This is a genomic window from Streptomyces sp. NPDC042364, from assembly GCF_056437585.1.
This window is the reverse complement of record NZ_JBWKAJ010000010.1, coordinates 75245-100773: the sequence shown is the minus strand read 5'-3', so window position 1 is coordinate 100773 and position 25529 is coordinate 75245. Positions and strand designations below refer to the sequence as shown.

The window sequence follows — 25529 nt, the reverse complement described above, 5'->3', positions numbered from 1 at the left end:
ACCGGATCACGGAATCGGAACGATCGGCTGTTTCCCCTCCCGTCCGTCCCATGAGTCTCACTACGCTGCAACGGCGACAGGGGGGATGACGGGGGATTACGTCGTGCTCGATCGTCGGCCGGCGTTCGCCGTGCCCGATCGCTGCCGGTTTTTGCCGCGCCCTCCCTCCTGGACTCTCCCCGGAGCAATCCGCTTCGGCCTTTTCAGTCAGTACATCCAGGAGTTACTTCCATGACCGTCCCCACCCCTGACGCTCCCTACGGCTACGACCCGAAGGGCCGTGCGTACTCCGACAAGTCGAAGATCGTCGCCGGCGTTCTGCAGCTCTTCCTCGGCACGCTCGGCATCGGCCGCTTCTACGTCGGTTCCGTGGGCGTGGGTGTCGCCCAGCTGCTCACCTGCGGTGGTCTGGGCTTCTGGTCCCTGATCGACGGCATCCTGTTCCTCACCAGCAACGACCGCACCGACGCGCAGGGCCGCGTCCTGCGCGGCTGACACCGCGCCCGGGCCCCCCGGGCCCGGTGAGGTACGGCGACAACGCTGAGGGCCCCGCTCCGATCCCGGAGCGGGGCCCTCAGCGTTGTACGGCCGGGAGAGGCCGGGGAGTCCTAGAAGCGGCGCGTGATCAGCGCCCGCTTCACCTCCTGGATCGCCTTGGTGACCTCGATACCGCGCGGGCAGGCGTCCGTGCAGTTGAACGTCGTGCGGCAGCGCCACACGCCGTCCTTGTCGTTCAGGATCTCCAGCCGCTGCTCGCCGGCCTCGTCACGCGAGTCGAAGATGAAGCGGTGGGCGTTGACGATCGCGGCCGGACCGAAGTACTGGCCGTCGTTCCAGAACACCGGGCACGAGGACGTGCAGGCGGCGCACAGGATGCACTTCGTCGTGTCGTCGAACCGCTCGCGGTCCTCCGCCGACTGAAGCCGCTCACGCGTGGGCTCGTTGGTGTCCTTCGTGATCAGGAAGGGCATCACGTCCCGGTACGCCTGGAAGAACGGCTCCATGTCCACGACCAGGTCCTTGAGGACCGTGAGGCCCTTGATGGGCTCGACCGTGATCGGCTTCTCGGGGTTGATGTCCTTGATCAGCGTCTTGCAGGCAAGACGGTTCTTGCCGTTGATCCGCATGGCGTCGGAACCGCAGATGCCGTGCGCGCAGGAGCGGCGGAAGGTCAGCGTTCCGTCCAGGTCCCACTTGATCTTGTGCAGACCGTCGAGGACCCGCTCCTTGGGGTCGATCTCCAGCTGGAAGTCTTCCCACACCGCCTCGGCCGCGACCTCGGGGTTGAAGCGGCGGATGCGGAAGGTGACGGTGATGTACGGGGACGCGGCGGAGTCGGCCTCGACCTTGTCCAGAACAGGGGTAGCCATCAGTACTTACGCTCCATCGGCTGGTAGCGGGTCTGGACGACCGGCTTGTAGTCGAGGCGGACGGTCTCGGAGCCGTCGTCGCCGACCTCGCGGTACGCCATGGTGTGACGCATGAAGTTGACGTCGTCGCGGTTCGGGTAGTCCTCGCGGTAGTGACCGCCGCGGGACTCCTTGCGGGCGAGCGCGGAGACGGCCATGACCTCGGCCAGGTCGAGCAGGTTGCCCAGCTCGATGGCCTCCAGCAGGTCGGTGTTGAACCGCTTGCCCTTGTCCTGGATCGCCACGTTCTTGTAGCGCTCGCGCAGCTCGGCGATCTTCTCGACGGCCGTCTTGATCGTCTGCTCGGTGCGGAACACCATGACGTTCGCGTCCATGGTCTCCTGCAGCTCACGGCGCAGGTCCGCCACGCGCTCGTTGCCCGTGGAGGAGCGCAGCCGCTCGATCTGCTCGACGACCAGGGACTCCGGGCTCTCCGGCAGGTCGACGAAGTCGGCCTTCTGCGCGTACTCGGCGGCCGCGATGCCCGCCCGGCGCCCGAACACGTTGATGTCGAGCAGCGAGTTGGTGCCGAGGCGGTTGGCGCCGTGCACGGAGACACAGGCGACCTCACCGGCGGCGTACAGACCCGGTACGACCGTCGTGTTGTCCGCCAGGACCTCGCCCTCGACGTTGGTCGGGATGCCGCCCATGGCGTAGTGCGCGGTCGGCTGGATCGGGATCGGGTCCGTGTAGGGCTCGATGCCGAGGTACGTCCGGGCGAACTCGGTGATGTCCGGGAGCTTGGCGTCCAGCTGCTCCGGCGGGAGGTGCGTCAGGTCCAGGTAGACGTGGTCGCCCTCGGGACCGCAGCCGCGGCCCTCGCGGATCTCCGTGTAGATGGAGCGGGAGACGACGTCACGGGAGGCGAGGTCCTTCATGACCGGCGCGTACTTCTCCATGAAGCGCTCGCCGTCCTTGTTGCGGAGGATGCCGCCCTCACCGCGGGCGCCCTCCGTCAGCAGGATGCCCATGCGCCAGATGCCGGTCGGGTGGAACTGGAAGAACTCCATGTCCTCCAGCGGCAGCCCCCGGCGGTACACGGCCGCCTGGCCGTCACCGGTGAGGGTGTGCGCGTTGGACGTCACCTTGAAGAACTTGCCGCAGCCGCCGGACGCGTAGATCACGGACTTCGCCTGGAAGATGTGGATCTCGCCGGTCGCCAGCTCGTAGGCCACGACACCGGCGGACTTCTTGACGCCGTCGACCTCGGTGATCAGCTGGTCCAGGACGTAGAACTCGTTGAAGAACTCCACGCCGTGCTTGACGCAGTTCTGGTACAGCGTCTGGAGGATCATGTGGCCGGTGCGGTCGGCCGCGTAGCAGGACCGGCGGACCGGCGCCTCGCCGTGGTTGCGGCTGTGACCGCCGAACCGGCGCTGGTCGATGGTGCCGTTCGGGGTGCGGTTGAACGGCAGGCCCATCTTCTCCAGGTCGAGGACGGAGTCGATGGCCTCCTTCGCCAGGATCTCGGCGGCGTCCTGGTCGACCAGGTAGTCACCGCCCTTGACCGTGTCGAAGGTGTGCCACTCCCAGTTGTCCTCCTCCACGTTGGCGAGCGCGGCGGCCATGCCGCCCTGCGCGGCGCCCGTGTGGGAGCGGGTCGGGTACAGCTTGGTCAGCACGGCGGTGCGGCTGCGCTTCGTCGACTCGATCGCGGCGCGCATACCGGCGCCGCCGGCGCCGACGATGACGGTGTCGTACTTGTGGATCTTCATGATCGGTTGCCTCAGCCCCGTGCCTAGCGGATGTTCGGGTCGAAGGTGAAGATCACCAGCGTGCCCAGCAGGATGGTGAACACCGTGGCGGTGTACAGCAGGCCCTTCAGCCACAGCCGCGTGCTCGCACGCTCGGCGTAGTCGTTGATGACCGTGCGCAGGCCGTTGGCGCCGTGCAGCATCGCGAGCCACAGCATCAGCAGGTCCCAGACCTGCCAGAACGGGGACGCCCAGCGGCCCGCGACGAACGCGAAGCCGATCTTGGAGACGCCGCCGTCCAGGACGAGCTGGATGAGCAGGTGGCCGATGACCAGGACGACCAGGACGATGCCGGACAGCCGCATGAACAGCCACGCGGCCATCTCGAAGTTGCCGCGGGTCGACTTCGGGGTCTTCTTGGTGCGCTTGCGGGGCGGCTCGATGAGCGGCGCCGGGTTCTCCGGGCTGTAGCCCGACAGGGTGCCCGAGCCCTCGACGGGGCCGATACCGGAGGCGGTGGTCTCAGTGGTGGACATGGCTGTCAGCTCCCCCACAGTTCACGGACGGCGTGACCGAGGACGGGGTACAGGGCCCCGATCATCAGCACGGCCCAGATGCCGAGGACGATCCACAGCATCTTCTTCTGGTGACGCGGGCCGTTCGACCAGAAGTCGACGGCGATCACCCGAAGGCCGTTGAGCGCGTGGAAGAGGATGGCGGCGACGAGGCCGTACTCCAGCAGCGCGACGATCGGCGTCTTGTACGTGGCCACGACCTTGTCGTAGGCCTCGGGGGAGACACGGACGAGAGCGGTGTCCAGCACGTGTACGAACAGGAAGAAGAAGATGAGGACGCCGGTGACTCGATGAGCCACCCAGGACCACATTCCTTCCCGGCCGCGGTACAGCGTTCCAGCCGGCACGGAAGAACCCTCCGGGAGCGGGATTGGGGCCGGCCGGCTTGTCTGTCGGTCTGACCCGGCCGGGTACGGTCCACCGGCCCTGGCCATCGTAGCCACGTGTGCGTGCGGCGCTTAAGCCGGGTGTGGCGGTGTGATCAAACTGGCATCGAGAGCTGCACGTAAGGGTGAGTATCGGGCGGCATCCGGGGTGGGAGTGCCCGTCGGCCGCCGGGCCCGGGTTCGTTGTGGCAGGTCGCGCCCCGTGGCGCGGCCGCACGGGTCACGGTCCCGCGCCCCTGAGGAACCCGATCAGCCGTTGTCGGGCGAGGCGCCGGAGTTCCTCTGCCACCACCACCCGCTCCTCCTCCGGATCGTTCGCCAAACGTGACCGGATGCCCTCCAGGGCGCGGTCCAGGAGCTCCACCGGAGGGGTGCCGTCCAGGCAGAGGACGAAGACGTGGCCGAAGCGGGCCTCGTAGGCCGCGTGGGCGGCGCTCAGAGCCGTGTGGGCCACGTCGTACGTGTCCGAGGGCAGGACGGGGAGGGATTCGCCGGCGAGGGCCTCGGCCAGGTCGGTCGCCGTCAGGTCGTACGCGGCCTCGTCGGAGGCGGCGAGCAGGGCGTCCAGGTTCGGGTAGGGGCGGTGGTCGGTGAGCCGGTGGGCCCAGCGGGCGCTGCGCAGACAGGTGAGGAGGGACTGCCGCAGGGTGTCCTCGGGGGCGTGGTTGAACCGCTCCAGGGCCGAGAGGCCGGGGGTGCGCGCCTGCTCCGGAAGGGTGACCTGACCGGGGAGGTGAGGGAGACGGTGCGGAGGCAGCGGGGTTCCTCGGCGGTGCGTAGGGGCCGGCGGGGCGGTGTGTGCGAGATGTGCCACCACGTTATCGAGGCGGGTCATGGGCTGTCCGTTCGATGCCCGAAATTCACCCGGTCGGGCAAGTTTCGGAAACTGTGGTGGACTGGTGGGACGGTGGGACGTCGTAGGTTCGTGGGGGAGGTGCGGGGGAGCGGACGGCAGAGAGGTGTGGGAGATGTGGCGGATGCGGACCGGGGCCGGGAGCGCGTCGTGAGCCGTGGCCGACGCCGGGCTCCCCGCAGGAGGACGGCGATGACGTCGAAAGGGTTGCTCCTGGGTTCCGGGGTCGCCCTTGCGGGTGGCGCGGTCGCTGTCGCGGTGACCGTGTGGCCGGGCGGCGACACCCGGGCGGCCGGCGGCTCGCAGTCGCAGGAGCGGTCGTCCGTGAGCGCCCCGACGGAGTCGCCCTCGCCGTCCCCCTCGACCTCGTACGCCCTGTCGCAGAAGCCGCGCACCGTTCCGGCGGTACGGCAGCACGAGGCCGCCCGCGGGCCGGGCTGGCGCCCCTCCGGCGGCGGCCGGGTCGTCGTCCGCGACGGGGCGCTGGCCGACGAGGGCCGGCTGACCGCCGGGGAGCTGGGCCTGACGTACGCGGGGGAGGCGAAGCCCCGCGAGGGCGACGTGGAACTGGCGCTCAACGGTTCGGGGAAGTCCGCCTCGGAGGCGTACACGCTGACGGTGAAGGACCGGCGGGTGCGGATCGCCGCGCCGGCCGAGGCCGGTGTCTTCTACGGGACCCGCACCCTGAAGCAGACGGTGCGCGGCGGCGGCACGGCGCCGGAGGGCGTCGTCAAGGACGAGCCGGCCAAGCCGCAGCGCGGTTTCATGCTCGACATCGCGCGCAAGCACTTCACGGCCGGCTGGATCGAGGACCGCGTCCGGGAGCTGGGCGACCTCAAGTACAACCAGCTCGGCCTGCACTTCTCCGACGACCAGGGCTTCCGGATCGAGTCCTCGACCCATCCCGAGGTGGTGTCGGAACAGCACCTCACCAAGGCGCAGGTGCGCAAGATCGTGGCCCTCGCCGAGAGCCGGCACATCGAGGTCGTCCCCGAGATCGACTCGCCCGGCCATTTGGGGGCCGTGATCGCCGGGAACCCTGGGTTGCAGCTGGTCAACGCGCAGGGCGTGGCCGCGAGCGGAGCGGTCGACATCTCCAAGCCGGCCGCCGCGAAGATCGTCGACGAACTCCTGAACGAGTACGCCGGCCTGTTCCCCGGCGCGCAGTGGCACCTCGGCGCCGACGAGTACCGGGCGCTGATGGCGTCGGACCCGGAGGCGTCCTATCCGCAGCTGGCGGCGGCCGCGCGGGCGAAGTACGGCGCGGGCGCGACCGTCGCCGACCTGGCGACCGGCTGGCTCAACGACCGGGCCGCGGTGATGCGCGGCCACGACCGGACGGTCCGGGCGTGGAACGACGGGTTCTTCCGGGGCGGCCGCGTCCAGGCGGACAAGCGGATCCAGGTCGCCTACTGGACGGGCAAGGAGATCGGGGCGCGGCCGCCGGTCGAGTACCTCGGCGCCGGGCGGCAGGTCGTCAACTACAACGACGAGTACCTCTACTACGTGCTCGGTGAGCCGAACCAGTTCGTCTATCCGACGGGGCAGCGCATCTACGAGTCGTGGACCCCGCGGGTGCTGCGCGGCACGACCGCTGTGCCCGCGCAGTACGACAAGCAGATCCTCGGCGGTGTCTTCGCGGTCTGGTGCGACCTCGCGAACCGGCAGACCGAGGCGCAGGTGGCGGCCGGTGTGCGGATGCCGCTGCGGGCGCTGTCCCAGAAGCTGTGGGACCCGGCGAAGCCGGCGCTGTCGTGGACGGAGTTCCGGGCGCTGGCGGAAAAAGTGAGCTGAGCGCGCCGCGCCGCGCCGGGGCGGGAGTTGGAGCTCGGCGCCGGGGCGGGAAAGGAGTGGACGGACGGGGCCGGTGAACCGTATGTTCCGCGTGTTCTGATCGCCGAGCGCGAGGGTCTGGGGAGGACCGCGCCCGGTTCCTTCACCTGCTCGCGCTCACCCGGATGCAGGACGACAAGGCGCGGAGCGGGCCACGCGCACCGGAGCCCGTCTCGGTTTGAGGTCGTCTTCGGGCAACCGTGCGGATTGCCCGATTCCGGGGGCGAACCGCCCGGCGGCTGTGGTGTATTCCCGGCATGGGGTACTGGGGGTACTACGTCGTGGGCCGCAGCGAGCGGCCGCTCGCCGAGCTGGACGCGCTGGCCGGGGCGCAGGGGATGACACTGCGCACCGCGGCGGCCGACGGGTGGCAGGTCTGGGCCTACCCGAGAGGTGCCGGCGGCGACGGTGCGGCGGGCGGCGACGGTGTCGGTGACGTCGGGAACATGAACGCGCTGGCCCGGGAGACGGGCGCGCCCGCGCTGTTCGGCTTCGTCATGGACAGCGACTGCGTCGTGGTGGAGGCGGCCGGGCCGGAGAGCGGGGCGTGGACGACGTGTCTGGCGCGGACCGCCATGGCCGACTACCTCGGGGACGGCGGTCAAGGGCTCACCGTCGACGACTACTTCCTCGAACCCCGTGACGCCGCCGGGCGGGCCGTGGCCTGGGCGGCGGAGGCGGGACGGGTCGTGGACGAGGAGATCCTGGCCGAAGTGCTGGCCACGGAACCTGGACCGGTGGACCCTCTGGCTGAAAATATCCTGTTCAGGTTGCTCGACCGGCTTGGGATCGTACCGCTGTGACAATCCCGGGCCGTTGCACGCAGTAAGGGGAAGTGCGGGTTCCGTTAGTGGCGTTGGGGGAACGCCCGGAAGTTCTCGGATTACGGGGCCCTGTCGAGCGATGACGAGCAGGATCGAGGGAGGCGTGATGAGCCTGGTGGAGCTGATCGCCCAGGCCGACGAACGCGGTCTGGCGGCAAGCGGGTTGGCTTGTTTGGACCGTTGCGTACCGCTTCTCGGCGGCGACGACGAGGTCCTGCGCCCGCTGTGGGCCGGGCTGGTGGACGACGGGGACGGCTGGGGCGAACGGGTCGCGAAGATACGGGGTGAGCTGGACACCGGCGACGGGGGCGGTGACCAGGGGGAGGACGTCGTCGTGCTCGCCCGTCGGATGCTCGACGCGGTGCCCGACGAGCGGTCCGGGGAGGGGCTGCGTGAGTGGGCCGAGGTGTGCTCCGTCGCCGCGCTGCGCATCCACCAGCTGCTCGATCCGCTGGACCGTGGGGGCGCGGAGGCCGTGGACGCGTGCCGGGAGGGGCACACCGACGGCGCTTCGCATCTCGTCGCCGCCGAACTCCGGCGCCAGGTCGTCGTCCTCGAACTGATCGCGGGGCACGGCGCGGGGGCCGTCCGGCAGGTGCTCGACGTCTCCACGGAGGGACGACGGATACTGCAAGCGGTCGTGTCGCGGCGGGCGCGGGGAGTGCGGGGCTGAGGGCGCGGCACGGCCGAGGAGGCGGTGCGGCCGAGGAGGCCGTGGGGCCGAGGGCGGCCCGTACCTCGTAAACCGCGCTTTGCGAGCGGGTCCTGTGGGTGTCCTGGGGGCGGTTGTGGGGGTACTGCGCCGGTGCCGTCGAAGGGGACCGGACCGTGTGACGCGAGGGGCGGGGCGAGCGCTTGTACGGGTGTGAGCGCACAGCAGACATTCGGTTCGGTCGGTTCGGTCGGTCAGTTCGGTTGGGGTGACGGCCCCGCACAGCGGTCGGGGAGTGCGGCCAAGCCCGTGCGGTGGGCGGCCGACGCGGTGGCGGTGATGCGGGAAGGGGCGCGGGTGCGCCTCGACTACTCGGCGCAGAGCCTGTGGCGGGTGGACCGGATGATCGAGGAGATCCGGCAGGAGGAAGCGCCGTACGCCGCCGTGGAGGGTGTCCTTCGGGGGTTCGGCGCGTACGGCGGTGAGGTCGTCGTGCGGTGGGCCGGCGGTGAGTGGGTCGAGGCCGGGGGCGGGTACTGGGTCCGCACCTGGGACGGCCGTCACTGGGACCCCTTCGAGGAGGCCCGCCGCTGCTACACGGGTGAGGGTTCCCTGCGGCTGCTGTGCCGCGACGCGATGCGCTCCGCGTAGGAGGCCCGTGCGCTCAGCAGCTCGGGGGCGCGGGTTCTTCGGCGGGTGCGGGTGGGTTGTGGTTTCTCGCGCAGTTCCCCGCGCCCCTGAAGGGTCGGGCCTGCGGGCCCGCCCTTCATCCCGGAAAGCACGGGGCGCAGCCCCGGCCGCAACAGGCGCCCGAACTCACGGCGTCAGGCGTTGCCCCAGCCGCGCCCCCGTCGCCGTGCCCAGTTGCGTCACGCCGTAGTACGCCGACTTCGGCGTGGTCGGCGTGCCGCCCGGGGACGGCACGTGCAGGATCGTGCCGTTCCCCGCGTCCTCGCCCTCCGCGCCGACGACGAGATCGGCGTGACCGTCACCCGTGAAGTCCGTCAGGGAGACCGCGGAGCCCAGCTTGTCGTCCTTCTCCGTGGAGCCGGCGACGTCGGGCGAGTCCTGGGAGAGGGCGAGGGAGCCGCTGCCGGTCAGCCCCGAGGACGTGCCCCTCAGCAGCCACACCGAGCCCGCGTTCGCGCGGTTCGTCCCGGCACGGGTGATGTCCTCGTTGGGTGCGCCGGTCAGGACATCGGCGTAGCCGTCCGCGTTCACGTCCCCTGCCGACACCGAGGCGCCGAACCCGTCGGACGTCTCCGACGCGCCCTCCACGTCGGCCGTGCCCTGGTGGACGGTCCGCACGCCGGTCGTGGTGGGGCCGTTGGCCGAGCCGGGGACCACCGTCACCTGGCCGCCCGCGCTGCCGCCCGACTCACCGGTGTACGGCTGGCCGACGACGATGTCGTCGTAGCCGTTGCCGTCGACGTCGCCCGCGGCGACGGCACGGCCGCCCTTCACCGTCAGGGTCGCCGCCTTGGTGAGCCCCAGCGACCGCGAGCCCTTGAACCAGGTCACCCTGCCGGTTCCGGAGGCGTCCCGGTAGTTGAGGACCACATCCGCGTACCCGTCGCGGTTGAAGTCGCCGCTCGCGGCGTCCGCGTACGCCAACGAGCCCGTCGCCGTGGTGAGATCACCGGCGACCTCGTGGCCGTCGTTGAACCGGGCGGCCCAGTTGCCGCCCGTACCGGTGGCGGCCGTGAACACGTCCGCCCGGCCGTCGGCGTTGAAGTCGCCGACCGCGACGGTGGCGCCGAACCGCGCCCCCTTCGGCTCGTAGTCGTCGCCGAGGGCCATCGTGTCGGCGTCGGCGGTGAAGGACGGCCCGTAGAGGATCGTCACCGCGCCCCGGTCCGCGTGTCCGGTGGTGTCGTCCTCGCCGGGCGCGCCGACCGCGAGGTCCGCGTAGCCGTCGCCGTTGACGTCGCCCCACGCGGTGGCCGCGCCCCACTGGTCGCCGGACTCGGCGGCACCGGGGACGCCCGCGCTCGACTGGTCCAGGCGGAGCCTGGCGGCGGCGACCGGGCCACCGGTCCCGCCCGGCACGAGGGTGAGCACACCGCTGCCGGTCCCCGGCGTGGCGGCGACCAGGTCGCTGACGCCGTCGCCCGTGTAGTCGGCGGTCGGGACCGCCGAGTTGCGGGCGGGGGAGGCGGCGTAGCGGCGGATCTCGGGAAGCTCCGCGTAGAGGTTCGCGCCGGGGGAGGCGGTCGACGCCGCGTCCTTCCCTCCGGAGATCACGTCCAGTTCGGCCGGCTCGCCCTGCCCGTACACGCCGCCGTCCTCGGACGCGGTGAGCGTGACCTCGCCGGTCGGATCGCCCCCGTACTGGCCCAGCTTCCAGGCCGCGAGCCGGGCCACCGACTCCACTGCGGCCCGGGTCGGAAGGGAGCCGTCGTAGTCGCCGAGGACCGCCACGCCCGTCGAGGCGCCGTCGAAGCCGGGGGTGTGCGCGCCGCGCACCGGCAGGTCGGCGCCGCCCGCGCGGCCCTCGTGGATCCGGCCGCACTTGGCGACGACGAAGTTGTACCGGAGGTCGCCGAGGCCGGCCTCGACGTCGTACGCCATGAGCGCGCGGACCAGCGCCGGGGAGTCGGCGCAGCTGTAGGCGTCGGTGCCGCCCGTGTGGTGCACGAACACCGCGCCGACCTTGTCGTTGTACTGCGGCGAGCCTGCCACCGTCGACTCGTTCGCACCCCATCGGGCGCGGCCGACGATCGGGGGACGGGTGACGGTGGAGGGGACGGCCACGGGCGGATCGTCGGTGACGAACGCCGCGTTGCGCATGCCGTCCGCGCCCGCCGCACCCGCCGCCGCGGCCGTGTGCCCGGCCGTGCCGTCCGCCGTCCCCGGGTCCACGAGGTCGACCCTGAGCCCCTTCGGGGGCTGTGCCGCCGGCGATCCGCCGGCCGTGACGACACGGGCCTCGACGCCGTCGCTGGGGCCGACCCACAGCGGCTCGGAGGCGCCGCGGGCGCCTCGGGGGCCGGCGACGGACGGGCGCAGGCCGTGCCAGCCGCTCCACTCGCCGGTCACGGCGTCACGCGTGCGTACCTGGGCCGTGCCGTCCAGCCGGGTGGCGGCATCGGTCCAGGAGACACCGAGGAGGGAGAAGGGAGCGGTGCGGGTGGGGGCCAGGGCGGGGCCACCGCCATCGCCGGCGGTGAGCGCCAAGTCGTGCACCCCGACGGGACCTTGGGCCCGCGCGGCGGACGGCGCCGTGCCGTCCTGGGGCCCCACCACGGCGTACGACACCACGCTCGCGCCGCCCGCGACGGCCGCGCCGAGTGTCAGCCACGCCCTCCGCTTCGCACTCATCGGTCGGTACGCACGGCCCTTACGGCGAATCAAATGCCCCACCCCTACACGAAAAACGCAAAGACACCACCCGGCACGAGGGCGGCCTTCTATTCAGAGCACAAGCGGCCGAGAACATCACCATTGCGCGGCATGCGTGTGACTCAAGTCATGCAGACGGGAGTTGCTCCCCCTTAAGAGTGATCCACGACGGTTCCGTCCGGGGCTCTGTGACACTTCCGCGGGGCCGGACGCAGATGAGCGTGGGGCCCGCCGACGATCCCGAGGGGTCGGGAAGGGCCCCGGACCGCGATCTCGTACTGACTAGGACAGCTCTTGGGCCAGGGAGGCGAACCTCGCCGCGTGCAGGCGTTCGACGGGGAACTGGGCGTGGCCGTCGCGCGGGCACAGGAGGGCGACGAGGCCGCGTTCGCCGTGGCGTACCGGCTGGTGCAGCCGGGGCTGCTCGGCTATCTGCGCGGCATCGTGGGGGACGACGCGGAGGACGTCGCCTCGGACGCCTGGCTGGAGATCGCACGCGACCTCGGGCGGTTCAAGGGCGACGGGGTCGGGTTCCGCGGCTGGACCGCCACCATCGCCCGGCACCGGGCCCTCGACCATCTGCGGCGGCAGAAGGTCAGGCCCCGGGCGACCGCGCTCGAGAACGACCTGCTGGACCTGCCCGGCGTCCACGACACGCACGACCAGGCGCTGGAGTCGCTCTCCACCGAGAAGGCGCTCGCCCTCGTCGCCCGGCTGCCCCGCGACCAGGCCGAGGCCGTGCTGCTGCGGGTGGTGGTCGGCCTCGACGGCCCCGCCGCCGCCCGCGTCCTCGGCAAACGCCCCGGCGCCGTCCGCACCGCCACCCACCGGGGGCTGAAGCGGCTGGCCCAGCTGCTCCGCGCCGAGGGTGTGACGGAAGAGGGCGCCCGGACGCTGGGGGAGTCGGGATGAACGGCAGCGGCGGCAGCCGCCGCGGCCACGACAGCGATGGGCGGCACGGCGACAGCGAAGGGCGCGAGATGCCGTCGGGCAGGGCGGAGTCGGACATGGGCGAACGACGCGACGACAGGGCGGGCCGGGACGGCCACCACGCCCTGGACGGCGCCCCGGCTTCCGGCGCCCGCGGTCCCGCCGACCTCTCCGACACCGGCCTCACCGCCGCCGACGCCCTGCCCCTCGACCTCCTCGCCGTCGCGGTGCGTGGTCGCGCCGAGGCGGACAGCGCGGGAGAGGCGCGCGCACTGGAGGCGTTCCGGGCGGCGCGGGAGCAGGGGCCGCGTACGGGGCGCACGCGGCGGCGGGACGACTGGCGCCCGAACCCGCGGCGCCGGGTGCAGCTCTCCGTCCGCACCACCCTGGCCGTGCTGCTGTCCAGCCTCACCCTCGGCGGTGTCGCCTTCGCGGCGATAGGTTCCGCCACCCGCGACGGCGACGGCGGCGGGCCGGAGAGCGAGCCGCGGAACGGCCGTACGGGGGCCGCGCACAGCGCCCCCGCGGCGCCGGGCCCCTCCGTGACCCCGGGCGCCGATCCGTCGACGGTCGACCGGCCCGCCGGCGCCCAGGACACCGAGGCCCACTGTCGCGCGTACGAGGAGAAGGCCGACGGGCGGGGCCGGGCTCTGGACGCCACCGCCTGGCGGCGGCTGACCGACGCGGCCGGCGGCACGGCCGAGGTCGCCGCGTACTGCGCCGCCCAGCTCGCCGGGGCCGAGGGCGGCGGGGCCGCCGCGGACCGGGAAGAGCGGGCCGGTGACCCCGCCGGGAAGCCGGACGCGACAGGGCGGCCCGCCGGGTCCGAGGCCGGGCGGAAGCCCGGCGACGCGGGCGAACCGGCCGCGGCCGCCACCGGGAAGCCGGACCGGGCGGAAGAGCCGGCCACGCCGGGCACCTCGGACAGGGCGGACCGGCAGGACCAGGCGGACGAGCCGACGGACGGGAAGACCCCCGGCCCGGTGGACGGGGCGGACAAGGGCTCCGGAACGAAGTAAGGCCGGTGTGCTCGCGAGACCCCCGTACTCGCAAGGCACCCGGCCGACTCCGCCGATGGCAACGGCCGGGGCCGCCACCCCCCACAGGAGAGGCCCCGACCGTCGCGCGGCACGGGCCGCGCGGCGACCCGTACTACCTACAGCGCCGCACCCCGGATTTGTGTCACACCTCGCCGGATCACGAGTTAGTTGCATGTTCTACGGACATGGACGGGTAGCGGTTTCAGGCCGTAACGTGCCATTCGCGCCGGATCGCGGAGGACGACCACAGCTCTGACCACCGGTGAGGTTGAGACCGCAACCGATAATCGAGAACCACGACGGTGAGAACCCGGGCCGCGAGAGCGGCGCCGGCCTAGGCGCAAAAAGGGGCGCGGTGCTGGGGGACGACGCGGAGCTGACCGCCGCGGTGCTTGCGGCACAGGACGGGGACGAGACCGCGTTCCGGACTGTGTACCGCGCCGTGCATCCACGGCTGCTCGGATACGTACGGACGCTCGTCGGCGATCCGGACGCGGAGGACGTCACCTCCGAGGCGTGGCTCCAGATAGCCCGCGATCTGGAGCGGTTCACCGGTGACGCCGACCGGTTCCGCGGCTGGGCCGCACGGATCGCCCGCAACCGCGCGCTGGACCACATACGCATGCGTGGCCGCCGCCCCGCGATAGGGGGCGACGAGACCGAGCTGACCAGCCGGGCGGCCGAGTCCGACACGGCGGGCGAGGCGATGGAGGCACTCGCCACCGACCGCACGCTGTCCCTCATAGCCCGGCTGCCGCAGGACCAGGCGGAGGCCGTGGTGCTGCGGGTGGTGGTCGGCCTCGACGCCAAGACCGCCGCCGAGACACTGGGCAAGCGCGCGGGCGCCGTACGGACGGCCGCGCACCGGGGCCTGAAGCGCCTCGCGGAGCTGATCGGGGAGAATCCGGAGGCGGCCGCGGAGGCCGATCCGGAATCCGGCGACTCACTGGACGCCGTGCCCCCACCGAGAGAACCGCGTACCCGCGCGGCCACGTCCGCCGGTGTGACGCATACGCGTTCGCGGACGCAGAAGGACATGTGATGGCCGACGAGCAGTACAAGTGGCTGAACCGCGATATGGCGGAGCGGCTGCTGCGCGGCGAGCCGCTCGAAGCCGTCGACCCCGACACCCGCGCCCGGGCCGACCGGCTCGCCGAGACACTCGGCGCACTGGCCGCCGAAGTCACCCCGACGGCCACGCCGAGCGCCGAACTGCCGGGCGAGGAAGCCGCGTTGGCGGCCTTCCGCGCCGCCCGAACCGCTCGCACGGGGCAGCGGGACGAGGCCGCCGGGGCACGGGGCAGCCGTACCCACACACCGACGGCGGTCGCCGACGCCGGGCTCGTACGACTCGGGCGCCCCGCCCCGGACGGCCGGCGGGCCCGCTGGGGCCGGCCCGCGCGCTTCGGGCTGGTCGCGTCGCTGGCGGGCGGGATGCTCGGCGGCGCCGTGCTGGCGGCGGGCAGCGGTGTCCTGGTCGGCTCCCTCGTGGACGACGAACCGGAACCCACCGTCTCCGTGTCCTCGCCCGCCCAGTCGCCGGACCGGCCGCTGATGTCGCCGTCGCCGCGCGAGGCCGCGCCGGAGGGCGGCACGGGCGGCGGGGCGCAGGGCGAACCCACACCGCGGGGCGGCGGCTCGGGGGAGAACACCCCCGAGGGCGGGGATGCCGGCGGTACGGCCGAGGACGGCGCCGGGCGGAACCGGGGCGGCCTCACCCCCGAGTGGTGGAACAGCGTCCTCTCCGCGTGCCGCGACGTCCGCGACGGCAAGGACCTGGCCGACGACCGCCGGCGCAGCCTGGAGGACGCGTCCGGCGGCAAGGGCGAAGGCCGGCTGAGGAAGTACTGCGACGGCGTACTCACGGGCGGCGGGAACCCCGGCGACACGAACCGCAAGGGCCGGGGCACCGGTGGCACCTCGGGAACCGCCGGTTCCTCCGGCGCGGGGTCGAAGACCGGCTCCGGGCTCGACCCCGACGAGGACGACGACTCCGACCGCGGCCGGGGCAGCGGGCAGGGCAACGGCAACGGCAAGAGCCATGGCCGGGGCAAGGGCAACGGCAACGGCAAGAAGACCGGCGGCAAGGGCAACGGCCACCACAAGGGCGGCAAGGGCGGCAAGGCCAAGGGCGGCAACAGCCACCGGGGGCAGGGCGGGGCGGTCGAGATGATCGCCGTCGACCTGAGCACGAGCCCGGCCGGTGGGCCCTCCTACCCTGCCTGACCTGCGGTTTCCATCCCGCCCAGAAATTCCTTCCCGTAACGGGTAACACTTTCGGCCGCCCCGCCGCAGTAATGAGTGAGCCGACTGGTCATCGGCCGTCGCATAGAGCCGGGGTTCCCCCCGTACCTACGGCTCGTGCACCCAGGCGCGGGCGGGACACGTTCCCCCGGTCCCGCCCGCGCCCCAATCCCCCGTGTTCACCCCGTAGTCCCAGTGACGCCTCCGGCGCTCTCCCGCTATGCGCCCTGTGACGCACATCACTCGTCGCCACTGTCCCGGTCGTCCTTCTCCTCCCCGGCTCCGCGCCCGCCCCGCCGACGACGGCCCGTCACCAGTGGACGACCACCTTGTCGCCGTTCCTGACCTGTGCGAACAGCCGGGCGATCGCAGCCTCGTCCCGGACGTTCACACAGCCGTGGGAGGCGCCGCTGTAGCCGCGGGCCGCGAAGTCGGACGAGTAGTGCACGGCCTGGCCCCCGCTGAAGAACATCGCGTACGGCATCGCCGTGTCGTACAGGGTCGACCAGTGGTCGCGGGACTTGAAGTAGACGCTGAAGACGCCCTCGCGGGTGGGCGTGTACTGCGAGCCGAACCGCACCTCGACCGTCGTCAGCGTCCTGCCGTCCACCATCCAGCGCAGGGTGCGGCTCGTCTTGCTGATGCACAGCACCCGGCCCGTGAGGCACCGGGGGTCCGGCTCCGCCGCGGGCTGGCCCCCGAACGCGTACAGCTCCCACTTGCCCGGCTCCCGCGTCATCCGCACCAGCCGTGCCCAGGTGGCGGTGTCCGTCCGCCCCGTCCGCGGCAGCCCCCGCTTGCCCTGGAAGCCCTTCACGGCCTGGACGGTCAGCTCGTCGTACGTCCCCGTCGGTCCGACGTGCAGCCAGGCGACCTGCCGGAGACGGGCCTGGAGTTCGCGCACCTCGAACCCCTCGTCGCCACGGGACCACAGGACCTTGGGCGGAACCGCGGGGGCCGTTCCGCCGCCGCGTCCCTTGCCGCCCGCCTCCCCGCCCTTCTCGTCGCCGCCGCCCTTCTCGTCGCCGCCGCCCTTCTCGTCGCCGTCGTCCGCCGAGGGGCCGCCGCCCGGCGCGGCCGTCGAGTCGACGCGGACCGGCTGCCGTGGGCCGCCGTCGACCTCCACCACCTGGCCCGTGCAGCCGCCGGCCACCACGATCGCCGCGAGCACGGCCACAGATCTCCGTATGTCCTTCGTGCGCATCCGGCTCCCCGTCGTCTCATGGCCGCGGTCTCGTGGCAGCGCGGTCCCGGCCGTCCGCCGGCCAGGTCTGTCCGAAAGGCTGCCCGGGCGTGACCCGCCGCGAACAACGGGGCATGGTTGTGAGCAAGGTCCCAGCAGGTGCCCCTCCACCGGGCGCACGGCCGCCGCTACAGTCCGTCGCGAGGGTCGTCTGTACTAGCGAGTAACCAGCGAGTAACAAGCAACGCGGAGGCACACACCATGGCGCGCGAGTCGGAGTCCGGACTGCCCATCGAGCCGGTCTACGGACCGGAGGCCCTTGAGGGCTGGGATCCGGCGGACAAGCTGGGTGAGCCGGGCAAGTACCCCTTCACCCGTGGTGTGTACCCGTCCATGTACACGGGCCGGCCGTGGACGATGCGGCAGTACGCCGGTTTCGGCACGGCGGTGGAGTCCAACGCCCGCTACAAGCAGCTCATCGCCAACGGCACGATGGGCCTCTCGGTCGCGTTCGACCTGCCGACCCAGATGGGCCACGACTCCGACGCCCCGATCGCGCACGGCGAGGTCGGCAAGGTCGGCGTGGCGATCGACTCCATCGACGACATGCGGGTGCTGTTCGGCGGTATCCCGCTGGACAAGGTCTCCACGTCGATGACGATCAACGCCCCCGCCGCGCTGCTGCTCCTGCTGTACCAACTCGTCGCGGAGGAGCAGGGGGTCGGCGCCGACCAGCTGACCGGCACGATCCAGAACGACGTGCTGAAGGAGTACATCGCGCGCGGCACGTACATCTTCCCGCCCAAGCCCTCGCTGCGGCTGATCGCGGACATCTTCAAGTACTGCAAGGCCGAGATCCCCAAGTGGAACACCATCTCGATCTCCGGCTACCACATGGCCGAGGCGGGCGCCTCCCCCGCGCAGGAGATCGCGTTCACCCTCGCCGACGGCATCGAGTACGTGCGCACGGCCGTCGCGGCCGGCATGGACGTCGACGACTTCGCGCCCCGCCTCTCCTTCTTCTTCGTGGCCCGCACGACGATCCTGGAGGAGGTCGCCAAGTTCCGTGCCGCGCGCCGGATCTGGGCGCGGGTGATGCGCGAGGAGTTCGGCGCGAAGAACCCCAAGTCGCTGATGCTGCGCTTCCACACGCAGACCGCGGGCGTCCAGCTGACCGCCCAGCAGCCCGAGGTGAACCTCGTGCGGGTGGCCGTCCAGGGCCTCGCGGCGGTGCTGGGCGGTACGCAGTCGCTCCACACCAACTCCTTCGACGAGGCGATCGCCCTGCCCACCGACAAGTCGGCCCGCCTGGCCCTGCGCACCCAGCAGGTGCTGGCCTACGAGACCGACGTCACGGCGACGGTCGACCCCTTCGCCGGCTCCTACGTCATCGAGAAGATGACCGACGACGTCGAGGCCGCCGCCGTCGAGCTGATGCGGAAGGTCGAGGACCTCGGCGGCGCGGTCTCCGCGATCGAGCACGGCTTCCAGAAGAACGAGATCGAGCGCAGCGCCTACCGGATCGCCCAGGAGACCGACTCCGGCGAACGCGTCGTCGTCGGCGTCAACCGCTTCCAGCTCGACGAGGAAGAGCCCTACGAGCCCCTCCGCGTCGACCCGGCCATCGAGGCCCAGCAGGCGCAGCGCCTCGCGAAGCTGCGCGCCGAGCGGGACCAGGCGGCCGTCGACACCGCCCTCACCGACCTCAAGAAGGCCGCCGAGGGCACCGACAACGTCCTCTACCCGATGCGGGAGGCGCTGAAGGCCCGTGCCACGGTCGGCGAGGTCTGCAACGCGCTCCGCGAGGTGTGGGGGACGTACGTGCCGTCGGACGCCTTCTGACGGGGGCGGTGGCCCTCCGGACACCGGGGCGGGTTGTCGTACCTCCGTGCCACAATGCGGCCCATGTTCGGAGTCGTCGACCTTCCCACCTATCTGGCGGGCCTCGTCCTGATCGTCCTGCTGCCCGGCCCCAACTCCCTGTACGTGCTGTCCGTCGCCGCCCGGCGGGGGATACGGACGGGGTACCGGGCCGCGGCGGGCGTGTGGTGCGGGGACACCGTGCTGATGACCCTGTCGGCGGCGGGGGTGGCCTCGCTGCTGCAGGCCAACGCCGTGCTGTTCGGGATCGTGAAGTACGCGGGCGCCGGATATCTGACATGGCTCGCGGTCGGCATGCTGCGGGCCGCGTGGGGCATGTGGCGCAGCCGCCGGCAGACGGTGGCCGAGGCGGCGGGCGGGCAGGACGTGGAGGGGGAACGGCCTTTCCGGCGGGCACTGGTCATCAGCCTGCTCAACCCGAAGGCGATCCTCTTCTTCGTCGCCTTCTTCGTGCAGTTCGTGTCGGAGTCCAACCCGCTCATGGGGTTCTTGACCCTGGCCGTACTCGCCCAGTTGGCAAGCGTGTTGTACCTGTCTGCGCTCATCTTCGGTGGGTCTCGTCTAGCTGCTGCGTTCCGTCGTCGAAGGACACTCAGCGCGGGGGCCACCTCGGCGGCCGGGGCGCTCTTCCTGGGGTTCGCCGTCAAGCTGTCTCTGGCAAGCGTGTAGGGGGCTGCATGTCTCACCTTGACGATGCTGCGGCCATGCTCGCCCGCATGAGCCTCCAGGAGCAGCGCGAGGCGCTAGGAGCCCTCGGCCTGCCTGAACGGCTCCCGAAGGAGTCTCAGGAGCCCTCCAAGGTCACCCCGTTCTCTGCCCTTGTCAGCACCCCCGGCAGGCGGAAGCGGCAGCCGGTCACCGTGAGGGCCGTGCGTAGCCCCGAGGCGTCCTGACTCTCGGTTTACCCGTGCGTACCGCTACGGGGGCAGCCCTCGTACCCGCAGGAGTACTAGGCGGCTACCTGCCCGGTGTAAAGCCCATAGGCGTGCTCGGCCGAGGCGTAAGAAATCTCGCGCCACGGCCAGGACTCCGGTTCCTCTCCGCCGAGAAACCAAGCCTTCTGTTCGAGAGTGAGTTCAATCGGCTCTGTAGGGTCCGTGGGGGGCCGATCTCCAGCCGAGTGACCCGCCGGGGCCGTGTCCGCCGTAGCGGCCTTCGTGATGCCGCTCTCGGGCTTCCTGCGCTTGCGCGCTTCGGGTCCGGCCTTGACGGCTGCCAGCACCTCGGCCGGGGCAGTCAGGCAGTAGACGACGGTATCGGCGCCCGAGCGGGCACCAGTGTCGGCGAGATAGCCGTACTCGACTAGCTTGCGGCGGTGCGGGTGCACCTTCGTCGCGTTGGACAGGCCGACCATTTCTGCAATGGTCGCCATTTCGCCCGCCCAGCCGACGTAGCCGTCGGGGCGGACCAGGAAGACGCCGGTGCCGTACGCCTCGGAGGCCGGTATGCGGACCCGTCGCACGGCCCGCAGCTCCGGGAGGTCGGCGGCCTTGGTGCCGACCGTGAGCAGCGTCCAGTGCGGGCCGTGGAAGACGTCGAAGAGACGTACGCCGCCGCGCCGTCCGTCGGGCGCGCGGTCCCCGGCGCGGAGCGCGTCCGGGGGCAGGTTCTCGCGGGTGTCGACGCTGAGGGAGGAGCCCCGGTAGCCGAGGTCGAGCTGGCGGGTGGCGCGGCCCCGGCGCTCCTCGCCCCGGTGGACCCGCGTGGACAGGCCGAGCACGGCCGCGGCCACCGGGCGCCGCTCCTCCTCGTAGGTGTCCAGCAGCGTCACGTCCGACATGAGGCCCCCGGAAGAGCGGGAAACCCGCTTGCCTTGAGGGGGCGCAGCCCCCGAAAGGGGCGCGGGGAACCGCGCGACCAGCCACGCTCGGCCCCCAGTTCATCCACGCCCGAACCCTCCCCCACCTATGAACCCCGACCTCCAGGACCCCCTACCTCCCCGACCTCCCCGGCCTCCTCCTCGTCCGTGCCTTCCGGATGGCCCTCGTCACCACCGGCGGCAGCAGGTCCACGGCCAGCCGGCGGGCCCCGCCGGGGGCCGGGCGGGGCCGGGGCCCGGAGGCGATGGCGGCCGCCGGTTCGGTCGGCTCGGGGGCCGTCCAGTGGCGGGACCTGGGGAAGGCCGGGGCCTTCATGCCTTTGGATTTGAGGCGGATGATGCGGTGCCCGGCGGCCCGCTGGTTGCTGAGGTGGCAGTCGTCGCGCCCGGCGACCATCCCCAGCAGGGCCTCCTGGAGCGGCTCGGGGTCGTCCCAGGTGCCGTAGAGCTTCTGGGTGCTCAGGCAGACGGGGTTGAGGCCCCGGTTGAGCACGGCCTCCCACGCGGCGATCGACACACCGGGCGTGTGCTCGGAGCGGAAGTCGTCGAGGACGACGACGCCGCCGGGGAGCAGGATGTCGCGGGCGGCGGTGATGTCGCCCTGCACGTGCTCGTAGAGGTGCGACGCGTCGATGTGCACGAAACGGCACGAGCGTGGCTCGACCTCACCGGGGACGATCGAGCTGGGGCCTTGTAGGACGCGGGGCAACGCGTCGTGGAAGGCGAGGTAGTTCGCCTCGAAGGCCCGCCGGGTCAGTGTGCTGCGGTACGACTTGGTGGCTTCCGCCGCGTTGGCGTCGTCGGGGGCGTCGCTCTCGAAGAGGTCGCAGACCGTGTAGGACTCGCCCTCCTGGAGGTGTCGGCCGAGGAAGATGGCGCTCTTGCCCATGTAGACGCCGACCTCCAGGAGGTCGCCCCGCACACCGGCGGCCTCCTGCCGGTCGAGGAACCAGTTGAAGAGGAGCTGGTCGAGCACCGGGAACCAGCCGGGTACGTCGTCGAGTTCACGGGGCGGCCGGATCGTGCCTTGTTCAGAGGTCATGTGAGAGGTCATGAGGACGGAAGACTCTCTTGCGTCGACGAGGCGAACAGGCGAACGGGCCAGGAACCTATGAGAAGCCCCCGACCCGGTCAAGGATGCTGCGGAGCCTCTCCGCGGAGGCCGTTTCGAACCGCTGACCTGGGTGAACACTGGGACAATTTCGGGTTCAACGACGGCGTCCCTGAAGTGACGCGCGCAGCCGCGGCTGCAGCGGCCGTTCGACCGCGTGGTGCAGCAGCCACGCGAGCAGCAGCATCAGCGCCACGGTCAGCGCGAGTGTCAGGGAGGACGGCAGACCCAGGCCCCGGTGCAGCGCCTGCACCAGCGGCCAGCCCAGGTGCTCGTGGACCAGGTAGAAGGGGTAGGTCAGCGCCCCGGCGGTGGCCAGCCAGGGCCGGTTCACCCGGTCGAGGAAGCCCAGCGCCACCGCGCCGACGGCGACGAAGCCGAGGGTGACGGCGAGGACGATGGCCGGTTGCGGGCGGTACGAGAAGAACGCGTCGTTCGGCGCGTGCCACATGTCCCGGACCGTGTGGTACTGGCTCAGCAGCAGACTGAAGACCACGATCAGCCAGGCGACGGTGTCCCGCCGGTCCCGGTGCACCAGGTAGAGACCGATGCCGCCGATGAACAGTGACGCGTACTCCGGCATCAGCACCAGCTGCAGGAACGGTTCCCTTGATGCTTCGGCCAAGGTCGCCGCCAGGGTCCAGCCGCCGCAGAACCAGATGACCCGCCTCCGGGTCACCCCGGGCAGGACGACGCACAGCGCGAACAGGACGTAGAAGCGGACCTCCGCCCACAGCGTCCAGCACACCCCGAGGACGCGGTCCGCGCCGAGCGGCATCTGCAGCATGGTCAGGTTGACCAGGAACTCGCTGGCCGACACCCGCGCGAACGCCACGCCCGGCAGGGCGAGGACCGCCGCGACGAGGACGACCGCCGCCCAGTACGCCGGCAGCAGCCTGGCCGCGCGGGACGCGAGGAACGACTGGACCGAACGCCCCCAGCCGCTGGCGCAGATGACGAATCCGCTGATCACGAAGAAGGCCTGCACACCCGCCCAGCCGTACGCGAACCAGCCGTGCGCGGTCGGGAACTGCACGGCGGGCGAGGCCCCCCACGCCTTCCCGATCTCCCCGTCGCGGCCCCCGTAGTGGTAGGCCGCGACCGAGAGGGCGGCGAGAAGCCGCAGCCCGTCGAGGGCGTACAGCCGGGGCGCGGGGCGACTCGTGCCGCGCGCCCCCGAAGTCCCCGGCGCCGAGGCGGGGGTGGTGCGTGGGGTGGTGCCCGCCTCCGGTGAGAGCGTCGGAAGCGTCGTGCTCTTCGCGGTCACGCCGCGCTCACCCCAGGGTCGCCCGCTTCAGGGACCGGGCCCGGCGCGCGACTCTTCGTACGGTCGCGTTGCGCGGGATGAACGCGAGCTGGACCGGGATACCGCCGGGCAGTCCCAGCGAGGTGAGCCGGCGCCGCTTGAAGTAGCGCGGGGTGTGCGTGCTCAGATGCTTCGCCAGATACGACGCGGCCTCCGTGCGCAGCGACGGGTAGATCTTGGACTGCATGGCGTACCCCACCGCCCGGACCAGCCGGTTGAGGTCGGCCACGCTCATGCCCGGCTGCTGCGAGGCCACCGCCGCCCGGTCGCCCAGCTCCGGCAGCAGCGCGTCCACGACGGTGACCGGCACCCGGTTGCTGTTCTCGTACGGCGCGAGCCGCTCCAGCAGGGTCCCCGTGCCGACGCGGGCCACCGGCAGCTCGTACAGCGCGGAGGCGGTGAGCAGGGCAGTGGAGAAGCAGCCGACCACCAGCGCCGGACGCATCCGCTGGTAGAGCACCTCGGCGAGGACCGGCGTGTCGAGCACCGTGAGGTCGGCGCCGAGCCGCTCGGCCTCCTTCTCCAGCCCGTGCGACCAGCGCGCCGGGGCGCTGGGGTGCGGCTTGAACACCACCCGGGTGTGCCCGAGGGCCACCGCTCCCTTCAGCATCCGTACGTGGAGGTCCTCCTCCTCCTCGGCGGTGAGGATGCCGAGCGCGGAGAGGTACTGGCCGAGCAGCAGCGCCGGCTCCTCGACGGCGGGCAGCGCGTCACCGGTGTCGACCAGCTCGGCGAGGACCTTCACGAAGGCGTCCGTCGGCACGATCTCCGCCGGGACGCCGAACTCGGTGAGCAGCAGCGGCTCCAGGCCCGGCACCAGGTCCAGGTGGAGCAGCCGGTCGATACGGGTGCCGACCAGCGGGTCGAGCTTGTTGCGGGTGGGGCCGTAGCTCATCAGGCCGTCGGCGTACACGGTGACGGGCGCGCCGGTGAAGATCTGGGTGAACCCGAGTGCCGGGTGCACCTGGATGGACTCCACCGCCAGCTCGACGTCGTCGTCGCCGAGGCCCCACAGCAGCCGCAGATGCCGTTCCCACAGGGGCACGTCGTCCATGCGCGGGGACCAGCCGCCGGGGTGGAAGGGGGAGATGGTCTCGTTCCAGGAGATGACGTCGTCGAAGCGGGTCCGGAGCCGCTCGAAGCCGGGCATCCCGTCCAGGGCGGGGGCCGTCTCCGGCGTCGCCGCGTTGTTGGAGATGAGCAGGACGCGCCGGTCGGCCGGGCGGAAGCACTCGGTGTCCAGGGCGGCGGCCAGGGTGGCCGTGCCGTACAGCGTGGACGCCATGAAGATCTGCGTGGTCACGCGGCGACCCCCGCCGGGGCGGGACGGCGGCGCAGCCGGCGCAGTCGCGTGGCGCGCTGGATGTCCATGGAGTCGAGCGCCTCGTCCAGCACGTCCTGCGGCATTCGGCGCAACGCGACCGCGCTCATCGACTTGAGTTTCCGTGCCACCGCCGGCTCGAACCTTTCGATGGATCCCAAATGGTGGGAGATGATCGCGCAGTATGTGCGCACGGCTTTGGGGAGAAGTCTGTCCGCGTCCCGGTCTTCCGCTGTTTCCGCGATGACCTGGTCGAATGCGCGAATGAAATCGAGTTGGCGCACATCACCGATCTGGGTCAGCGAAGAGGCCACTCCACGCCGGTAGAAGACGCCCAGCAGGCCCACCGTCGCAAAGGATTCCGCCTCCCGGTGCAGCTTCCAGATCCAGGGCCGGTCCTCCGCCGTACGCAGCCCGTGGGTGAAGTGCAGCACCCCCCGCTCGACCAGCCTGCGGTGGTAGACGCCCGCCCAGGCGTACGCGTAGTCGACCGACGTGGAGCGGTCGGCCGGCAGGATCGCGTCGCGCGGGTTCATCACCACGCCCCGCCGCCCGATGGGCATCCGGTGGACCGAACGGGCCCGCGCGGTGCACTGGACATGGTCCGTGCGTACGAAGTCACAACCCAACTCCTCTATCGCGGAGACGAGTTGCGGGTAGTAGCCGGGGGCGAGCCAGTCGTCCCCGTCCAGGAACGTCAGGTACTCGCCACGGGCCTTGTCGATACCCGTGTTGCGCGCGGTCGCCAGTCCTCCGTTCTGCTCGTGTCGGACGTACACGGCGCCCGGCAGCTCACGCTCCGCGCGCGTGAGAATGTCCGGTGTCTCGTCGCGCGAACAGTCGTCGACGAGAATGAATTCGAAGTCCTCACGCGCGTTGGCTCTGAGGCTCTTCAGGGTGTCGGGCGCATATTGCTGCACGTTGTAGAACGGCACGATGACGGAGAGCTTGACCACCCCTGTGACGTTAGGCGGCCCTCCGGCATTCGTCTTGACCACGCGCTTGATGCCAGGTGAACGACGCGTGGCGGTACCGTGAACCAGGCGCATTTCCCGGTGTTCCGCGGCCCGATTCGCCATTCGTCGACGCGCTGTTAACCCTTTGTTGCATTTGGGTTGGGCCGATC

Annotated in this window: 23 protein-coding genes and 1 pseudogene; 12 read left to right on the top strand and 12 right to left on the bottom strand. The window is 71.6% G+C overall.

Annotated elements, in window-relative coordinates:
• Positions 1 to 231 precede the first annotated feature (231 nt).
• Positions 232 to 495: a TM2 domain-containing protein gene (locus tag AC067N_RS21360; protein WP_478680461.1), complete on the top strand. Its 264-nt coding sequence runs from the start codon at positions 232 to 234 to the stop codon at positions 493 to 495.
• Between the two features lie 113 nt (positions 496 to 608).
• Here AC067N_RS21360 and AC067N_RS21355 read toward each other — a convergent pair whose 3' ends face one another.
• From AC067N_RS21355 to AC067N_RS21335, 5 genes are all read right to left on the bottom strand, one after another.
• Complete coding sequence (locus AC067N_RS21355; RefSeq protein WP_478680460.1) at positions 609 to 1370, bottom strand: succinate dehydrogenase iron-sulfur subunit; 762 nt, start codon at positions 1368 to 1370, stop codon at positions 609 to 611.
• Complete coding sequence (sdhA, locus tag AC067N_RS21350) at positions 1370 to 3124, bottom strand: succinate dehydrogenase flavoprotein subunit (protein ID WP_478680459.1); 1755 nt, start codon at positions 3122 to 3124, stop codon at positions 1370 to 1372. Before sdhA ends, AC067N_RS21355 begins: the two co-directional genes overlap by 1 nt.
• Before the next feature lie 23 nt (positions 3125 to 3147).
• Positions 3148 to 3639: a succinate dehydrogenase hydrophobic membrane anchor subunit gene (locus AC067N_RS21345; protein WP_478680458.1), complete on the bottom strand. Its 492-nt coding sequence runs from the start codon at positions 3637 to 3639 to the stop codon at positions 3148 to 3150.
• A 5-nt stretch (positions 3640 to 3644) separates the two neighbouring features.
• A complete protein-coding gene (sdhC, locus tag AC067N_RS21340; protein ID WP_478680457.1) occupies positions 3645 to 4025 on the bottom strand; it encodes a succinate dehydrogenase, cytochrome b556 subunit in 381 nt (126 codons plus the stop codon).
• Between the two features lie 259 nt (positions 4026 to 4284).
• Positions 4285 to 4899: a 2-oxo-4-hydroxy-4-carboxy-5-ureidoimidazoline decarboxylase gene (locus AC067N_RS21335; RefSeq protein WP_478680456.1), complete on the bottom strand. Its 615-nt coding sequence runs from the start codon at positions 4897 to 4899 to the stop codon at positions 4285 to 4287.
• A 210-nt stretch (positions 4900 to 5109) separates the two neighbouring features.
• On the opposite strand from AC067N_RS21335, the gene AC067N_RS21330 reads away from it, so the two are divergent.
• The 4 genes from AC067N_RS21330 to AC067N_RS21315 all read left to right on the top strand — a co-directional run bounded on the left by AC067N_RS21330 (position 5110) and on the right by AC067N_RS21315 (position 8877).
• Positions 5110 to 6711, top strand: a complete 1602-nt coding sequence (locus AC067N_RS21330; protein ID WP_478680455.1) for a beta-N-acetylhexosaminidase — start codon at positions 5110 to 5112, stop codon at positions 6709 to 6711.
• Between the two features lie 296 nt (positions 6712 to 7007).
• Positions 7008 to 7553 (top strand): hypothetical protein, encoded by a 546-nt coding sequence (locus AC067N_RS21325; RefSeq protein WP_478680454.1) that lies wholly within the window; start codon positions 7008 to 7010, stop codon positions 7551 to 7553.
• A 127-nt stretch (positions 7554 to 7680) separates the two neighbouring features.
• Positions 7681 to 8247, top strand: coding sequence for a hypothetical protein (locus AC067N_RS21320; RefSeq protein ID WP_478680626.1), 567 nt, complete (start codon positions 7681 to 7683; stop codon positions 8245 to 8247).
• Positions 8248 to 8439: 192 nt separating this feature from the next.
• Positions 8440 to 8877 carry a hypothetical protein gene (locus AC067N_RS21315; RefSeq protein ID WP_478680453.1) on the top strand — a complete coding sequence of 146 codons (438 nt, stop codon included), beginning with the start codon at positions 8440 to 8442 and terminating at the stop codon, positions 8875 to 8877.
• 165 nt (positions 8878 to 9042) lie between these two features.
• Here AC067N_RS21315 and AC067N_RS21310 read toward each other — a convergent pair whose 3' ends face one another.
• A complete protein-coding gene (locus AC067N_RS21310) occupies positions 9043 to 11547 on the bottom strand; it encodes an FG-GAP-like repeat-containing protein (protein ID WP_478680452.1) in 2505 nt (834 codons plus the stop codon).
• A gap of 315 nt (positions 11548 to 11862) precedes the next feature.
• Between AC067N_RS21310 and AC067N_RS21305 the strand changes: the two genes are divergently transcribed.
• The 4 genes from AC067N_RS21305 (at position 11863) to AC067N_RS21290 (ending at position 15764) form a co-directional block, all read left to right on the top strand.
• Positions 11863 to 12480, top strand: a complete 618-nt coding sequence (locus AC067N_RS21305; protein WP_478680451.1) for an RNA polymerase sigma factor — start codon at positions 11863 to 11865, stop codon at positions 12478 to 12480.
• Positions 12477 to 13517, top strand: a complete 1041-nt coding sequence (locus tag AC067N_RS21300; RefSeq protein WP_478680450.1) for a hypothetical protein — start codon at positions 12477 to 12479, stop codon at positions 13515 to 13517. Before AC067N_RS21305 ends, AC067N_RS21300 begins: the two co-directional genes overlap by 4 nt.
• Positions 13518 to 13893: 376 nt before the next feature.
• The gene (locus tag AC067N_RS21295) at positions 13894 to 14580 is read left to right on the top strand and encodes an RNA polymerase sigma factor (protein WP_478680449.1); all 687 of its coding nucleotides are present in this window, start codon (positions 13894 to 13896) and stop codon (positions 14578 to 14580) included.
• The gene (locus AC067N_RS21290) at positions 14580 to 15764 is read left to right on the top strand and encodes a hypothetical protein (protein WP_478680448.1); all 1185 of its coding nucleotides are present in this window, start codon (positions 14580 to 14582) and stop codon (positions 15762 to 15764) included. The genes AC067N_RS21295 and AC067N_RS21290 overlap by 1 nt, the downstream gene beginning before the upstream one ends.
• 328 nt (positions 15765 to 16092) lie before the next feature.
• Here the strand turns inward: AC067N_RS21290 and AC067N_RS21285 are convergent, their stop codons facing one another.
• Positions 16093 to 16986, bottom strand: coding sequence for a L,D-transpeptidase family protein (locus AC067N_RS21285; RefSeq protein ID WP_478680447.1), 894 nt, complete (start codon positions 16984 to 16986; stop codon positions 16093 to 16095).
• Between the two features lie 240 nt (positions 16987 to 17226).
• Here AC067N_RS21285 and AC067N_RS21280 point away from each other — a divergent pair, with 240 nt between their 5' ends.
• The 3 genes from AC067N_RS21280 to AC067N_RS21270 all read left to right on the top strand — a co-directional run bounded on the left by AC067N_RS21280 (position 17227) and on the right by AC067N_RS21270 (position 19739).
• The gene (locus AC067N_RS21280) at positions 17227 to 18807 is read left to right on the top strand and encodes an acyl-CoA mutase large subunit family protein (RefSeq protein ID WP_478680446.1); all 1581 of its coding nucleotides are present in this window, start codon (positions 17227 to 17229) and stop codon (positions 18805 to 18807) included.
• A 63-nt stretch (positions 18808 to 18870) separates the two neighbouring features.
• On the top strand, positions 18871 to 19515 hold the full coding sequence (gene leuE, locus AC067N_RS21275) for a leucine efflux protein LeuE (protein WP_478680445.1): 645 nt from the start codon (positions 18871 to 18873) through the stop codon (positions 19513 to 19515).
• 8 nt (positions 19516 to 19523) lie between these two features.
• Positions 19524 to 19739: a hypothetical protein gene (locus AC067N_RS21270; RefSeq protein ID WP_478680444.1), complete on the top strand. Its 216-nt coding sequence runs from the start codon at positions 19524 to 19526 to the stop codon at positions 19737 to 19739.
• 470 nt (positions 19740 to 20209) lie between these two features.
• Here the strand turns inward: AC067N_RS21270 and AC067N_RS21265 are convergent.
• The 5 genes and pseudogenes from AC067N_RS21265 to AC067N_RS21245 all read right to left on the bottom strand — a co-directional run.
• A pseudogene (locus AC067N_RS21265) lies at positions 20210 to 20623 on the bottom strand (aromatic-ring hydroxylase C-terminal domain-containing protein); the annotation flags it as partial.
• A 154-nt stretch (positions 20624 to 20777) separates the two neighbouring features.
• Positions 20778 to 21707, bottom strand: coding sequence for a class I SAM-dependent methyltransferase (locus tag AC067N_RS21260; protein ID WP_478680443.1), 930 nt, complete (start codon positions 21705 to 21707; stop codon positions 20778 to 20780).
• A gap of 166 nt (positions 21708 to 21873) precedes the next feature.
• The gene (locus AC067N_RS21255) at positions 21874 to 23043 is read right to left on the bottom strand and encodes an acyltransferase family protein (RefSeq protein WP_478680442.1); all 1170 of its coding nucleotides are present in this window, start codon (positions 23041 to 23043) and stop codon (positions 21874 to 21876) included.
• Positions 23044 to 23050: 7 nt separating this feature from the next.
• Complete coding sequence (locus AC067N_RS21250; RefSeq protein WP_478680441.1) at positions 23051 to 24385, bottom strand: alpha-2,8-polysialyltransferase family protein; 1335 nt, start codon at positions 24383 to 24385, stop codon at positions 23051 to 23053.
• Positions 24382 to 25359, bottom strand: a complete 978-nt coding sequence (locus AC067N_RS21245) for a glycosyltransferase family 2 protein (protein WP_478680440.1) — start codon at positions 25357 to 25359, stop codon at positions 24382 to 24384. Before AC067N_RS21245 ends, AC067N_RS21250 begins: the two co-directional genes overlap by 4 nt.
• Positions 25360 to 25529 lie beyond the last annotated feature (170 nt).